The organism is Streptomyces sp. NPDC059567, from assembly GCF_042735655.1.
Lineage (GTDB): Bacteria > Actinomycetota > Actinomycetes > Streptomycetales > Streptomycetaceae > Streptomyces.
In genome coordinates, this window is sequence record NZ_JBHWBS010000125.1 from 1 (window position 1) to 13,700 (window position 13,700).

Annotated in this window: 13 protein-coding genes and 1 pseudogene; 9 read left to right on the forward strand and 5 right to left on the reverse strand. The window is 71.7% G+C overall.

Annotated features, from left to right (window positions below):
• Window positions 1-34: 34 nt before the first annotated feature.
• The 3 genes and pseudogenes from ACFVZW_RS33740 to ACFVZW_RS33750 all read right to left on the reverse strand — a co-directional run.
• Window positions 35-296: pseudogene (locus tag ACFVZW_RS33740) on the reverse strand (PRC-barrel domain containing protein); the annotation flags it as partial.
• Between the two features lie 306 nt (window positions 297-602).
• Window positions 603-1,463: a GntR family transcriptional regulator gene (locus ACFVZW_RS33745; protein WP_384529621.1), complete on the reverse strand. Its 861-nt coding sequence runs from the start codon at window positions 1,461-1,463 to the stop codon at window positions 603-605.
• Window positions 1,464-1,486: 23 nt separating this feature from the next.
• The gene (locus ACFVZW_RS33750; protein WP_384529624.1) at window positions 1,487-2,758 is read right to left on the reverse strand and encodes an alpha-L-fucosidase; all 1,272 of its coding nucleotides are present in this window, start codon (window positions 2,756-2,758) and stop codon (window positions 1,487-1,489) included.
• Between the two features lie 131 nt (window positions 2,759-2,889).
• Here ACFVZW_RS33750 and ACFVZW_RS33755 point away from each other — a divergent pair, with 131 nt between their 5' ends.
• On the forward strand, window positions 2,890-4,056 hold the full coding sequence (locus ACFVZW_RS33755; protein ID WP_384529627.1) for a substrate-binding domain-containing protein: 1,167 nt from the start codon (window positions 2,890-2,892) through the stop codon (window positions 4,054-4,056).
• Between the two features lie 207 nt (window positions 4,057-4,263).
• On the forward strand, window positions 4,264-4,590 hold the full coding sequence (locus ACFVZW_RS33760; protein ID WP_384529630.1) for a hypothetical protein: 327 nt from the start codon (window positions 4,264-4,266) through the stop codon (window positions 4,588-4,590).
• Here ACFVZW_RS33760 and ACFVZW_RS33765 read toward each other — a convergent pair.
• Both ACFVZW_RS33765 and ACFVZW_RS33770 read right to left on the reverse strand, forming a co-directional pair.
• On the reverse strand, window positions 4,563-5,219 hold the full coding sequence (locus ACFVZW_RS33765) for a response regulator (RefSeq protein ID WP_384529633.1): 657 nt from the start codon (window positions 5,217-5,219) through the stop codon (window positions 4,563-4,565). The genes ACFVZW_RS33760 and ACFVZW_RS33765 overlap by 28 nt on opposite strands.
• On the reverse strand, window positions 5,216-6,373 hold the full coding sequence (locus ACFVZW_RS33770; RefSeq protein WP_384529636.1) for a sensor histidine kinase: 1,158 nt from the start codon (window positions 6,371-6,373) through the stop codon (window positions 5,216-5,218). Before ACFVZW_RS33770 ends, ACFVZW_RS33765 begins: the two co-directional genes overlap by 4 nt.
• Before the next feature lie 250 nt (window positions 6,374-6,623).
• Between ACFVZW_RS33770 and ACFVZW_RS33775 the strand changes: the two genes are divergently transcribed.
• The 7 genes from ACFVZW_RS33775 (at window position 6,624) to ACFVZW_RS33805 (ending at window position 13,579) form a co-directional block, all read left to right on the forward strand.
• On the forward strand, window positions 6,624-7,283 hold the full coding sequence (locus ACFVZW_RS33775) for a response regulator (protein ID WP_384529639.1): 660 nt from the start codon (window positions 6,624-6,626) through the stop codon (window positions 7,281-7,283).
• A 174-nt stretch (window positions 7,284-7,457) separates the two neighbouring features.
• Window positions 7,458-8,675, forward strand: coding sequence for an amino acid decarboxylase (locus tag ACFVZW_RS33780; protein ID WP_384529641.1), 1,218 nt, complete (start codon window positions 7,458-7,460; stop codon window positions 8,673-8,675).
• Between the two features lie 410 nt (window positions 8,676-9,085).
• Complete coding sequence (locus ACFVZW_RS33785) at window positions 9,086-9,865, forward strand: MHYT domain-containing protein (RefSeq protein ID WP_384529643.1); 780 nt, start codon at window positions 9,086-9,088, stop codon at window positions 9,863-9,865.
• Window positions 9,866-9,918: 53 nt separating this feature from the next.
• On the forward strand, window positions 9,919-12,240 hold the full coding sequence (locus ACFVZW_RS33790; RefSeq protein ID WP_384529646.1) for a nitrate- and nitrite sensing domain-containing protein: 2,322 nt from the start codon (window positions 9,919-9,921) through the stop codon (window positions 12,238-12,240).
• Complete coding sequence (locus ACFVZW_RS33795; protein ID WP_384529648.1) at window positions 12,237-12,665, forward strand: roadblock/LC7 domain-containing protein; 429 nt, start codon at window positions 12,237-12,239, stop codon at window positions 12,663-12,665. Before ACFVZW_RS33790 ends, ACFVZW_RS33795 begins: the two co-directional genes overlap by 4 nt.
• The gene (locus tag ACFVZW_RS33800) at window positions 12,658-13,035 is read left to right on the forward strand and encodes a DUF742 domain-containing protein (RefSeq protein WP_384529651.1); all 378 of its coding nucleotides are present in this window, start codon (window positions 12,658-12,660) and stop codon (window positions 13,033-13,035) included. The genes ACFVZW_RS33795 and ACFVZW_RS33800 overlap by 8 nt, the downstream gene beginning before the upstream one ends.
• Window positions 13,016-13,579, forward strand: a complete 564-nt coding sequence (locus ACFVZW_RS33805) for an ATP/GTP-binding protein (RefSeq protein ID WP_384529654.1) — start codon at window positions 13,016-13,018, stop codon at window positions 13,577-13,579. Before ACFVZW_RS33800 ends, ACFVZW_RS33805 begins: the two co-directional genes overlap by 20 nt.
• Window positions 13,580-13,700 lie beyond the last annotated feature (121 nt).

Here is a 13,700-nt window from a genome sequence, read left to right on the forward strand (position 1 = left end):
GGTTCGGGCCCCACACCCCTGTCATGCCCGGTGATCAGAGCGGGCGGCCGCCGAACGGCGGGAAGCCGTAGTACGTGCCCAGCTCCTCGCGGTACCCCGGGTCGCCGAGGTGCTTCTCACGGTGGAACTCGGGGGCGTCCTTGATCTGATCCTTGGTCAGGTCGACGAAGATCTTCCCGTCCTCCGGAACGACCCGGGTCACCGTGCTCGCCGGCAGGAGGACCTCCTTCCCGAAGATCCACACCGGTGTCCACGACCAGGTAGGCGTCACCGACCTCGTCGGAGTGCTTGTTCACGTCCCGCCGAAATTCCGCCTACCCCGCTGCCGGTCTCCCATTCACATCATCGGGAAGGGCCCTCGGCGCGGATTGGTCGAACGGGCCCGCTACCACCGATGTGCCCCCGTCTCCTGCTCACACATCTGCGAAAGGTCGGGCGCCGAAATCTTCAGACGAAGAGGGGGCTTCGCCCTCGGGGAGGAAGCGCACTCATCCGAAAAGGCCCGACCATACGGAGCGTCAGGCCTCGCCCCGGGTCACGGTGGCGGCCCACCGCCAAGCAGTTCGGCGCACTTCGTCGCGGGGCCGGATGGATCGTCCCGCTCATCCACGCCTCGCACGCCTCTTCGATGTCCTCGCGATCGTCCCCTCCCTCCCCGACTGAAGTGCCCCCCGGGGAGGTGCCGGGGAGGCGGCGGCATCGGGAAGGCGGAACTCGTAGCCGAGCTCCCCGCGCCGGGGGTCGATCCGGAAGTCCGTCACCTCCAGCAACCGGTTGTGCTGGTCGTGTACCAGCTGGCGCACGTGGAGCCACAGGTCGTCGGACGGAGCCGGGTTCACCCACACTCGGTCCCGCCGTACGGGCCTGAGGCCGGCCTCGGCCATCCACACATAGAGGTGGCGTAGATCCGGCTGGCTTTCGCGGGGCTCATGGCGGATCCGGCGCACACGTCTGCTCAGTCCGGGCACGTGGGCGATCGCCGTGGGTGAAAAGTACGAGACGGCCTGCTGCACGACTTCTTCCGAGCCGAGCACGATCCGATGCCGGTGGACGAGCGTGGGAGCGTCGGGGTCGAGCCCCAGGAGCGCCTCGACCGGCGGAGGTACGGGCTCGTACGAGAGCGTGGCCCTGGAGCGGACCGTCAGGCTGCTGAAGTCGGCTCCCCCGGGGAACAGTTGCTGCGGAGCCGTCCCCACAGCCGCCCTCTCCGAGGGGTTGTCGGCGGTGTGCACGTAGGTGCCGCTTCTGTCGGTGCGGACCAGCCCGCGCGTGCGGAGGTGCTCCAGGGCGCGCCGCACCGTCTGCCGGTTCACGCCCAGCGAGGCCGACAGGAGTCGTTCGCTCGGAATCCTGCGCAGTCCGGAGGCACCGGATGCGGCAACCGTTCTGCTGCGTGCCTCTCGTAAGATCTGGTCGGCCACCCGCATGTACAGCGGGTCGGCGTCGGTCGCCGCTCGGGACACGGGTTTCCTTTCGTCGAGCGGGGTCAGCCGGCGCCGTGGCCGCGGTAGAGCTCGATCTCGCCGTCCAGCTCCAGGGCGAGGACGGTGGCGTACGGGTCGCAGACGGTCGGGGCGTCGATACGGACCACGCCCGGGACTCCTGCCGACGGGAAGCCTCCGACGACTCGGTGGGCGAGCTCTTCTCCACCGCCGAGCACGGAGATCCTCCGCACGGTGTTCTTCAGGCCGCGCAGCTCGACGAAGCCGCGCGGGACGTCGAAGCAGACGAGGAAGAGCGTGCGCCGGTCCTTGGTGAGCATCGAGGGCACGTAGTGGTGGCCGTACGGAAGGCCGCGCTCCGTCGCGTACACGGCGTCCTTGTTGCGGTGGATCCAGCCGCCGAGGCCTTCGAGACGCTCGACGTGCTCCACGAGGATCGTGCCGTCCGCCCGTGGCCCGGTGTTGAGGAGCAGGTTTCCCCCGTGGCCGATGGTCTCGGTGAACACCCGCACCAGTTCCCGCACGGACTTGTGGCCGGTGTCCCGGGGCTGGTACCCCCAGGCGTCGCCGATCGTGTAACAGAGCTCCCAGGGACCCTCGGGCGGGGCGATCGGTACGCCGAGCTCGGGCGTCGCGTAGTCGCCGTGGCCGAGCATGCGGCCGTTGAGGACCGTGCGGGGCCGACGGCGGAGGATCTCCTCGCGCAGTTCCTTCATCCGCCACTGGCGCTCGTCACGCTCCCAGGCGCCGTCGAACCACAGGAGGTCGGGCCGGTACCGGGAGAGCAGTTCCCGGATGTGGCCGCGGTGCACCACGTCGAGGTAGCGCTCCCAGCGCTCGGGGTCCTCGTCGCCGGGGGCGGGCATCGCGAAGCGGTTGTCCACCCAGGGGCGGTACAGGGAGGACGGCCTGACGCTCGCGCAGTCGGGGTGGCTCCAGTCGGAGTGCGAGTAGTAGAGGCCGACCCGAAGGTCGTGCCGCCGCATCGCCTCGGTGAACGGACCCACCAGATCCCGGGCCGCCGGTGTGCGGGTGGCGACGGAGAGGTCCGTCCGCTCGGTGTCCCACAGGGCCACGCCGTCGTGGTGCTTGGTCGTGAGCACGGCGTAGCGCGCGCCGGCCCGGGCGAAGAGGCGTGCCCAGTCCTCGGGGCGGTAGCGAGAGGCCGTGAAGCCGCCGAGCTGCTTCATGTAGGCATCGCGTGTCAGGTCTCCGCCATAGAAGGACCACGATTCGGGCACGCCGTCGACGGCGTAGATCCCCCAGTGGACGAAGATCCCGAGCTTGGCCTCGGTGAACCAGGGCTGCATGGTCATGACGCGACCATATTGATCACTCTTTCGATCGTCAAGATCGATTGATCGAAAGTGCAGAAACGCGCTCCGTGATCGGAAGAGTAGGGTGATTTTCCGCGGCGGAGCGGTACTACGGATCACGGGGAGACGGTGTGCGGTACACGGTGGACGAACGCCATGAGCGGATCGTGGAGCTCGTGCGGGAGCACGGCAGTCTGCGCGTCGCCGACCTCGCCCACCACCTCGGAATCTCCGCCGTCACCGCACGCCGGGACGTGGAGGCGCTGGCGGCGAGCGGACGCCTGGACCGGGTGCGCGGGGCCGTCCACTGGCCCGGTACGCCGGCACCTCAGGGGCGTCCGCCGCAGCCGATCCCCGAGATGCCCCCCACCGCCGCGGAGCCGGAGGCACCGCTGATCGGCATGGTCGTCCCGCAGTCGAAGCACTACTCCGGGGAGATCATCCGAGGGGCCCGGGAGGCGGTCGCGGCAGCCGGCGGCCGGCTCGTCCTCGGATACTCCGGCTACCGGCCCGAACAGGACGCGCCACAGGTCGAGCGCATGCTGGAGAGCGGCGTCCACGGGCTGCTGCTCACGCCCAGCTGGGCGAGCGGCACGGGTGGCTCCGAGAGCACGGGCGCGGACTTCGCCGTGCCGGCGGTCCTGGTCGAGCGCCGTGGCGAGGTGGGCACCCGGGTCGCCGGGCTCGACCACGTCTGCACCGATCACGCGGGGGGCGCCGGGCTGGCGGTGCGCCACCTGATCGAGCTGGGCCACCGGAAGATCGCCCTGGTCGCCGGGGAGAGCCCGACCGCGGTGCAGGTGAGGATCGGTTACGAGGCGGCGCTGCGCGCCTTCGGGGTATCCGGTCCACCGGTCGAACCGATCGCTCTCTACGGCGGAGACATCGACATGGCGCGGATCGATGCCGCAGCCGAGCAGCTGGCCGCCCTGGCGGCCGAGCGCAAGGTCTCCGCGGCCGTCGTGCTCAGTGACACCGACGCGATCCTTCTGCTGCAGAGCCTGCGCAGCCGCGCACCGCGGCTCCGGGTGCCCGAGGACCTTGCCCTTGTCGCGTACGACGACGACGTGGCCGCGCTCTCCGACCTCCCCCTGACGGCGGTGGCTCCCCCCAAGTACGAGGTGGGGGCAACCGCGGCCGAGCTGCTGCTCCAGCGGGTGCGCGAGCGCGCCACCGGGGCTGCCCCAGGGGCACGTCGGCATCTCGATCTGCTGCCGGAGCTGCGGGTGCGCGCATCGTGCGGCGAGTCAATGGGCAAGACCTTGAACAAAGACTTGATCGATCACTCTGCTCACTAAGAACGGAATTTCGATCACCCCCTCTTGACTGCGATCACCTCGCCACGCATGCTCTCTGTCCGGTGAAAGGCCTGCACAACCCTGGGCGCGGCCGCGCCCCTGACCGAGGAGTACGCCGCCGGCAGCTGATCCCCGGCGCCGCACGGTCGCGTTCGGCCTCTCCCTCTCGTGCCGCGCCTGTCCGCCTCGTACCGACGGAACGAGCCCTTGACTTCCCCCACGGCGGTCCCGCCCTTCGCCGCGCAGCGTGCCCGCTGGCGGAACCTGCTGCTCGGCCCCGGCCTCGACGCCACCACCCCCCACTTCGCCCGTCGGCTGACCGGCCTGGGCGCGACCGCCGCCGAATTCCTCGCGACGATGGACCGGGCCGAGGGCCACCTCTGGCCGCAGCTGCCGTACCACGGCGTGCTCGCGACAGTGCCGGAGTTCCGTTTCGCCGTCGACACGAGTGCGAGGGACGGTGCCTCCCACCGCGTCACGGTCACCCTCGGCCGACGACCGGCGGATCAGGCCGTGTCCAGCCCCGCGCGGTAGGCCATCCGGGCCGCCTGGACCCGGCTCTCCGCACCCAGCTTCGCCAGGACGGCACTTACGTATCCCTTGACCGTCCCCTCCGTCGTGCCGAGCTCGGCCGCGATGCCGCTGTTGGTCAGCCCCATGGCGAGCAGCCTCAGTACGTCGAGCTCGCGCGAGGTCAGGGAGTCGATCCGCTCCTGCTCCTCGCGGCCGATCGACGGCGCGCTGCGGGCGAGGCCGTCCACCAGCCGTCTGGCGACGGGCGGGCCGAGGGCGGAATGGCCGGCGTGGACGTCACGGACGGCGCGCAGCAGCTCCTCGGGCGGGGTGTCCTTCAGCAGGAACCCTGCCGCCCCGGCCCGCAGCGCGGTCCGCACCTGATCGTCCTCGTGGAAGGTCGTGAGCATCAGCACCCGCGGCGGCTCGGGCAGCGCCAGCAGCCGCTCCAGCGCCGCGAGACCGTCGACCTTGGGCATCCTGATGTCGAGGAGGACCACATCGGGCCGGGTCTCCTCGGTCCGGACGACGGCCTCCTCCCCGTCGACGGCCTCTCCGCACACCTCGATGTCCGCACTGGCCTGGATGATCCACGACAGCCCGCGGCGGGTGATCTCGTTGTCGTCGGCGAGCAGGACACGGATGGTCATGGCGCTCCTCGGCGGTGGGGGATGACGGCCGAGACGAGGAAGCCGCCGTCGTGCGGTCCCGCTGTGAGTGTCCCGCCCAGCAGCGTCACCCGCTCGGTCAGGCCGACGACACCGTGCCCCCCGCTGGGCAGATCGTCCGACGGCGGCCGGGTGGGCGCCGTGTTGGCGACGTCGAGATGGACGCCGTCGGCGCGACAGTCCACCTCCACTCGTACGGCGGCGCCGGGGGCATGCTTCGCGGCGTTGGTCAGCGACTCCCGCACGATGCGGTGGAGTGCGCGTTGCACGGGCAGCGGGAGCGTCTCGGGATAGCCGTTCACGAGCAGCTCCACCTGCTGTCCGCGCTCGCGGGCGTGCGCGACCAGTTCGGACAGCGGTGCCGCCTCCGGCTCCGACGCCGCGGTCGGTTCCTCGGCCGCCGCCCGGGCCGGGGCGAGCACCCCGAGGATCTCGCGCAGCTCCTCCAGGGCCTGGCGGCCGTCCGACCTGATGAGTTCGGCGGTACGGACCGCCTCCGGAGCGCCGGCGGCAGGACCCACCTCCAGGGCGCCCGCGGCCAGCACCATGTTGCTCACCCGATGGCCCACCACGTCATGCATCTCCCGGGCGATCTCGGCCCGCTCCTCGGCCCGGGCGCGCTCGTCGAGGAGATGGTTCTCGCGCTCCAGATCCGTGACCCGGGCCTGTACCGCCAGTGTCAGATCACGCCGTACGCCGACGGCGTACCCGACGGCCAGTGGACCGACGATGGCCGCCAGGGAGTAGCCGGCCTCCCGTACGCCGGCGTCCGGCAGCCCGCCGCGCAGTCCCGCGAGTCCCGCGACGAAGCCGGCCACGCCGTAGGCCAGCAGGACCTTCAGCCGCCGGTCGAGGCTGCCGACGGTGTACATCGCGGCGGCAAGGGCCACCGGGGTGAAGGACACCACGTGCATGACGATCACGAAGTTCGCCACGAGGTGCGGCCATCGCCTGCGCCACCACAGGGTGACGCCGACGGCCGCGGCACAGACGGCGATCACCGGCGTGGGCAGCCCGGTCAGGAGACCGGCGGAAGGCTTCACCCAGGAATCGACGACCCCGAGAGCGACGACCACCACGGTGACCAGGGCATCCACGCGCCTCGGTGGCCAGCGGGACGTCGGGGGCGCGGGCATGGCGTCACGGTAGTTCAGTTCCGGTACCCCGGGCGCGGGGGGGGGGGGCCGGGGCCCCCCCCGGCGGCGCGCCCCGCGCCCACCCCCGCGCCGCGGGGGCCGGGGGGACGGGGGGGGGGGGGGCTGGCCGACTGGGTTGTACCCTGCCGCACCCGCGGGCGCGGGCCCCCCCCACGGCGCTCACCCGTTCGGGCCGCCCCGTCGCCCACGGCGGCGAGCTGGGCGAGCATGGGAGGGTGAGGTACAGGTCATGATCACGGTCCTGATCGCGGACGACGACCCGGCGATCCGCAGCGGCCTGCGGACGATCATCGACTCCAGCCCGGACCTGCGGGTGATCGCGGAGGCCTGGGACGGGCGCTCCGCGGTCGACCGGGCGCGCGGTCTGCTCCCCGACATCGTGCTCATGGACGTGCAGATGCCGGGGATCGACGGGATCGCGGCCACCCGGCAGCTGCGGGAGTTGCCGTCGCCACCGGCCGTCCTCGTCCTCACCACGTTCGGGCGGGACGACTACGTCGAACAGGCGCTCGCGGCCGGAGCAGTCGGATTCCTGGTCAAGGACACGCCGCCGGCCGATCTGCTCGGCGCTCTGCGCGGCATCAGTGAGGGCCATGCGGTCTTCGCCTCCGTGGTGACCGGCCATGTCATCGACCTCACCACACGGGACGGGGACACGACGGAGGCCGAGGCCGATCCGCGTATCGCCTCACTGACCGACCGTCAGGTGGCTGTCCTGCGGCTGCTGGGGCGGGGCTTGTCCAACGCGGCCATCGGCTCCGAGCTCGGGATGTCCGAGGGCACGGTCAAAGCGCACGTGACGCAGCTGATGGCCAGGCTCGGGGTGTCGAACCGCGTCGAGGCGGCCCGGATCGCCTATCGGTCGGGCCTGTCCGCGGGCGAGCCGTAGCGGCGGTGGGCCCCTGTCGAAGGTCTGGGCCGACCCCCGACCTTCGCCAGGCCGCTGCCCGCCGCCCGCCGGTGACGATGGAACGGATGGCGTGCGGAGGCGCACCCCCCACCCCTCCGCACGGCATCGACCGTTCACGGCAGCCGGAAGTCGGTGGGGAGAAGTACGGCAGACATGTCCCCCACTGAGGTCCGGGCCGCACGCAAGACCTGGGTTCTGTCCCACGGCAGCCCGTTGGAACACTTCATCACCGCCCTGGTCGTGCCCGCACTGGGCCGGAGCATGGTCGTCCAGAGGGACGCCCCCGCCTCGGTCCTCGACGGCCTCGTCCTGTCCGGTCTCGAAGCGGTCTTCCTGCGACCGTCGGTCGACCCCGTCCACGGCATCGCGCACAGCGTCCGGGCCGAGGATCTGGCCGCCGCGGCCGAGGAAAGCGCCGATGTGGCCGCGGCGCACGTCGTCTCCCCCACCCGGTACGGCGCCGTGGCGGATGTCCGCGCGCTGGCCGACGCCGCCCATGCCGCGGGAATCCCGCTGATCGTCGACGAGACCTGGCGATCTCCGCTGTTCGGCGGGCATCCGATGGTGCTGCCCGACGCGCTCGCCCACGGCGCGGACCTCACGGTCGTACGCGGCCCCACCCCCGTACTCCGCCTGGGAGACGGGCCGCACGCCGACCTGCTGTGGCCGCTCATCGATCGCGCCGTGGACCTCGCCGGCCGGGCGAGCGGGGAGGTGCCGCCCGCCGAACAGCCCGCACGCAGCTGGGACCACGTCCTCGACTCCCTCGAAGCAGCCGTCACCATCCGCGCGGCCGTCCGGAAGGAGGGCCGGTTCTCGCTGGTCGACGAGGGCTTCGCCGACATCGGCGGAATCGCCACGGCGGAACCCCTGCGCATCGCGGTCAATACGCGTGACGGCGGCATCTCCGGCCACGAGGCGCTCCGCAGACTGTCGGGGGTGCGCCACGGCGTCACCGTCGAGACCGCCACCGAGACGGTCCTCTCGGTGGTGCTCGGCACCGAGGTCGAGCCGAACGCCGAGGAGTTCCTCGACGCGCTCCACGCCTTGCCGGCCCTCCACGCCGACCTGGCGGAACCGCTGCGGCTCACCCTGCCTGAGCCGGGACCCGGCAGGCTCACGGTCCGCGAGGCCTTCTTCGGCGGTGACCGGGTGGTGCCCTCGGCGGCCGCGGTGGGCATGGTCTCCGCCGCCACCGTCACGGCGTACCCGCCCGCTGTCCCTGTCCTGCTGCCGGGTGAGGTCATCACGGCCGAGTCCGTGGCGTTCCTCCGGTTGGTGGCATGGTCACGAGGCGGCTGTGTCAAGGGAGCCGCCGACGCGGGCGCGCAGAGTCTGCGGGTGGTCGAGGAGTTCGTCGATCCGTGGTGACCCCTGACATTCGTCAGGGCGGCCCCTGACCAAGGACAGCACGGAAGTATCCGCGTACCACTCAGAATTGAAGAGACACCGCACGGAGAGCCGAATCCCCCGTCAACCGGACTCCGTGCGGTGCTCCCTTTCCCTCTCCGGCGACGGCGTCAAGACCCCGTGGTCCCCCTCGGCGAGAATCCGCCGGGAATTCCCGTGATCCACATCACTCGACGCTCCGATCGCCCGGTCACCGGGCCGCTGAACTGTCCGGATGACGCGCATAGAAGATCACTGAACTCGCTGGTAGGGCAGCACGGAGTGCACCCTTCCGAGCCGAATCACGGTCACGAAACTTTTCGCCGAATTTCCGCCGTCGGGTGGAGTGTTAGCGTCCATCGCTCCGAAGCCGAACCATGAATGGAGGGACTGTGGCGCACCTGCACCACTTCGGCGCGGGCTGGCTTTCCCCGGTCCTTGCCTATGCGATGGCCTGTGTCGGATCGGCGCTCGGACTGCGCTGCACCGTCAGGGCTCTTACGGCCGAAGGCCGTTCGCGACGCAATTGGCTCGTGACGGCGTCCGTCGCCATCGCCTCGGGCATCTGGACCATGCACTTCGTCGCCATGCTGGGCTTCGGCGTCTCCGGATCGGCGATCCGCTACGACGTTCCGCTCACCCTGCTCAGCCTCGTGGTCGCGATGGCCGTGGTCGGCGCGGGCGTCTTCACCGTCGGCTACGGCCGTTCCCGGTGGCGGTCCCTGCTCCTCGGCGGCCTCGGCACAGGACTCGGCGTCGGTGCCATGCACTACCTCGGGATGGCGGCGCTGCGGCTGAACGGCACCGTCGGCTACGAACCGCCCCTGGTCGTCCTGTCGCTCGCGATCGCCGTCGTCGCGGCAACCGCCGCGTTGTGGGCGGCACTCACGGTACGGGGCGCGGCCGGCGCGGTGATCGCCTCGCTGGTGATGGGCCTCGCGGTGAGCAGCATGCATTACACCGGCATGGCCGCCGTGCTGATCGAGCTCACCCCGCGCCGCACGGTCCTCGACGGCGTCACGGCGATGGAGTTCGTCTTCCCCCTCGCCGTGGTCCTCGGGTCGTTCCTCTTCCTGGCCTCCGCGTTCGTCGCCCTGTCGCCCACCGCGAGGGAGACCGCCGAAGCAGCCGAGGCAGCCGCGCTCCACGTGGCCGACGCCACGGCACGCTGAACGCCGGCCTCCCCCGTTTCCCCCACCCCTGCCCCTGACTGTTCGAGGAACCGATGAGAGCACGTCTGGTGCCACGCTCGATCCGGGCGAAGATTGTCTGCCTCCTGATGGTCCCCGCCGTGTCCCTGATGGCGCTGTGGGCGTACGCGACCGTCACCACCGCGCGCGGCGTCTCGGAGCTGAGCCGCGTCCAGGAGGCCAACTCCACCCTGCTGAAACCGATCGACGCCCTGGTCGCCTCCCTCCAGGCGGAACGCGCCGGAGCCCTGCGCCACCTCGCCGCCCCGAGCGCGGAGCGGGCGGAGTCCCAGGGCGGTCGTGAGAAGGACACCGATGCCGGCGCCGAGGCCCTCCGCCGGGGTGTCCGGGCGAGCACCCTGGACGTCCAGGCGGTCGGCGCGGACTTCTCGGGGCGTGTCGACCGACTGCTGGCGGACCTCGACGGCCTGGGGGCGCTGCGCGAGGAGACTCGTGGGTCCGAGGACGCGTGGCAGAACGTCTACGACGCCTACGGGGTCATGATCGGCCACGCCTTCGCCGTGCAGGGGTCCCTGGCAGCACTGCACGATCCGGAGCACGCCTCTTCGGCCCGGGTCGTCCTCGAACTGGCCTGGGCCCGGGAGATGGTCGCCCGAGAGGACGCCCTGATGGGCGTCGCGCAGACGGCGGGCCGCATCGACCGTGAGCAGTACCAGGAGTTCGTCGGCTCGACCCACACCCAGCGCCGCCTCCTCGCGGCCGTGGACGATCTGCGGCCGGCGGATGCCGCCGCGTACCGGGCCGTCCTCACCGGCACCGCGATGCGTGCGCTGCGCACCACCGAGGACCGGATGCGGGCCGCGGGCGGCGCGTCGGCGGCCGGACCCGTGGCCGGGTCCGCCCAGTGGAACGCCTCCGCCGACGCGGTGCTCCGACAGCTCGGCGCGGCCCAGACGAAGGCGAGCACGGCCGCGATCGACGACGCCGACCCCGTCTCCTACGCCGCCCTCGGCGGCTCCGGCGTCGCCGTGGCACTCGGACTGCTCGGTGTGCTGCTCTCGCTCGTCATCTCCGTCCGGATCGGCCGTGGGCTGGTGCGCGAGCTGACGGACCTGCGCAACTCCGCCCTCACCCTCGCCGGACGTGAACTGCCCGAGACCATCCGAAAGCTGCATGCCGGAGAGACCGTCGACCTCGATGCCCTGGCACCGCTGCGCGCGCACCGCGACGACGAGGTCGGGCAGGTCGGTGCCGCCCTTGTCGCCGTGCACCGGTCCGCCGTCACATCGGCGGCGGAGCGCGCCCAGGTCCTCCACGGCATCTCCGGCGTGTACGTGAACCTGGCGCGCCGCAGCCAGGCGCTGTTGCACCGTCAGCTCGCGCTCCTCGACACGATGGAGCGGCGCAACGAGGACCCGGTGGAGCTGGAGGACCTCTTCCGGCTGGATCACCTCACCACTCGTATGCGCAGGCACTCCGAGAGTCTGATCATCCTCTCCGGCGCGGCGCCGGGGCGCGGCTGGCGGCAGCCCGTACCCCTCATGGACGTGGTCAGGTCGGCCGTCGCGGAGGTGGAGGACTTCGGACGGGTGGAGGTCCACGCCGTGCCCGACGTACGACTGCACGGCGCCGCGGTCACCGACCTCACCCATCTCCTGGCCGAACTCGTCGAGAACGCCACGGCCTTCTCGCCGCCCCACACCAAGGTGCGGGTGGGCGGCGAGCGGGTGGGCTCCGGGATCGCCCTGGAGATCGAGGACCGCGGCCTCGGGATGAGCCCGGCCGGATTCGCCGAGGCCAACAGCCGGATCGAGGACACGGGCCGGATCGACCTGCTCGACAGCGGGCAGCTGGGCCTGTTCGTGGTGAACCGCCTGGCCCACCGCCTGGATGTACGTGTGGCGCTGCGGCCCTCGGTGTACGGCGGTGTCGTCGCCGTGATCCTGCTGCCGACGGCTCTCCTCAGCGAGGCGTCGAAGGAGGCCGATCCGGCCGGGGACGACACCGTTCTGCCCCGCCGTCGCCCCGCGCGGCGGGCGGAACCCCGCGCCCTGCCCGCCCGGGAACCCAAGGCACCCGTTGCCGAACGCGCGCCCGGGCCGACCCCGGCACCGGCACCGGCACCGGCACCGGCATCCGACGTCGTTCCGCCGCACCCGGATGCCCCGACGCCCGGTGGAAGAGCCGCGCTGCCGCGCCGTGTACGGCGGCCGGAGTCCGCGGTGGCCGAGACGTATCCGCCGCCCCTCGCGGACGGGCCTCGCCGCTCACCGGAGCAGGCGCGGGCGGCCATGACGTCGTTCCGCGCGGGCTGGGCCCGCGGCAACGCCGACCGTGTGCCAGGACCGGGCGGCGCACACGGGGACAACACAGAACGCGAAGGAGAGAGCCGATGAGCGGCAACCCCTACCGATCCGGTGAACTCGACTGGCTGCTGGAGGAACTGGTCAGGCATGTGCCGGCGATCCACCATGCGGTCGTCCTCTCCGGCGACGGGCTGCCCGTCGGCACGTCGGCGGCACTGACCAGGGACGACGGTGAGCGGTTCGCCGCCATCGCCTCCGGGTTCCACAGTCTCGCCAAGGGAACCGGACGCCACTTCGGGGCCGGCCAGGTCATCCAGACCCTGGTCGAGCTCGAGGACGGCTTCCTCTTCGTCGTCGCCGCGGGCGACGGTTCCTGTCTCGCCGTGTTCAGCGACGCGAGTGCCGATGTGGGCCTGGTGGCGTACGAGATGGCCCGGCTGGTGAAGCGCGTCGGCGCCCACCTCGGCACTCCGGCACGCGGTGACGCGGGTGCGACGTCGCGCGTCGATGACTGATCAGGGTCGGCGGTGGTACGACGACGAGGCGGGTCCGCTGGTACGCCTCTACGCGATGACCTCGGGCCGGGCACGGTCCACCGGCAGCGAGACGTTCGACCTGATGACGGTCGTCCACGGCTGCCCGCGCCCCGAACGAGGCCCGGTGCTCTCGCCGGAGGAGTCGGAGATCCACCGGCTCTGCAGTCCCCGCCCCCGGCCCGTGGCCGACATCGCCTCCGACGCGGGACTGCCGCTCGCCGTCGTACGGGTGCTGCTGGGCAATCTGCTTGGGGCCGGCCTCGTCCGGGTCAGCCCTCCCGTACCCGCCGCTCAACTCCCCGACCCGCGCATCCTCAAGAGAGTGATCGATGGACTCCGAGCCCTCTGACGTCCCCTTCATCGCCCTGAAGATCCTCGTGGCCGGCGGCTTCGGAGTCGGCAAGACCACCCTGATCGGTGCGGTCAGCGAGATCCGGCCGTTGAACACCGAGGAGATCCTGACCGAGGCGGGCCGCCCGACCGACAGCCTCGACGGCGTCGCCGGGAAGCGCACGACCACCGTCGCCCTGGACTTCGGCCGCATCACGGTCGACGACGAGCTGGCGCTCTACCTCTTCGGCACGCCCGGCCAGGACCGCTTCTGGTTCCTGTGGGACGAGCTCGCCCAGGGGGCACTGGGCGCGGTGGTGCTGGCGGACACCCGGCGGCTGGTGGACTCCTTCCCGGCGATCGACTACTTCGAGCACCGGCGCATGCCGTTCGTCGTGGCCGTCAACTGCTTCGACGGCACACGCGACTACAGCGCGGAGGAGGTGGCGGCCGCGCTCGACCTCGACGAGGGAACGCCGGTGGTGCTGTGCGACGCGCGCGAGCGCGCGTCGGGCAAGCAGGTCCTGATCACCCTGGTCGAACACGCGGGCCGGCAGGGCTGACCGGTCCCACGAACGTGGGGGGGGGGCGGGCGGGGGGGGCGGGGTGGCCCCCACCGACCGCGACCGGGAGCGTTTTTAAAATACAGGAGGGGTGAGGGGGAGGGCCGGGCGCGCCCGACCC

What these genes read in the sequence shown, in the direction of transcription:
- ACFVZW_RS33805 (WP_384529654.1), top strand. Translation starts at nt 13,016, where the DNA reads ATGGACTCCGAGCCCTCTGACGTCCCCTTCATCGCCCTGAAGATCCTC.
- ACFVZW_RS33750 (WP_384529624.1), bottom strand. Translation starts at nt 2,758, where the DNA reads ATGACCATGCAGCCCTGGTTCACCGAGGCCAAGCTCGGGATCTTCGTC.
- ACFVZW_RS33765 (WP_384529633.1), bottom strand. Translation starts at nt 5,219, where the DNA reads ATGACCATCCGTGTCCTGCTCGCCGACGACAACGAGATCACCCGCCGC.
- ACFVZW_RS33770 (WP_384529636.1), bottom strand. Translation starts at nt 6,373, where the DNA reads ATGCCCGCGCCCCCGACGTCCCGCTGGCCACCGAGGCGCGTGGATGCC.
- ACFVZW_RS33795 (WP_384529648.1), top strand. Translation starts at nt 12,237, where the DNA reads ATGAGCGGCAACCCCTACCGATCCGGTGAACTCGACTGGCTGCTGGAG.
- ACFVZW_RS33790 (WP_384529646.1), top strand. Translation starts at nt 9,919, where the DNA reads ATGAGAGCACGTCTGGTGCCACGCTCGATCCGGGCGAAGATTGTCTGC.
- ACFVZW_RS33780 (WP_384529641.1), top strand. Translation starts at nt 7,458, where the DNA reads ATGTCCCCCACTGAGGTCCGGGCCGCACGCAAGACCTGGGTTCTGTCC.
- ACFVZW_RS33800 (WP_384529651.1), top strand. Translation starts at nt 12,658, where the DNA reads ATGACTGATCAGGGTCGGCGGTGGTACGACGACGAGGCGGGTCCGCTG.
- ACFVZW_RS33775 (WP_384529639.1), top strand. Translation starts at nt 6,624, where the DNA reads ATGATCACGGTCCTGATCGCGGACGACGACCCGGCGATCCGCAGCGGC.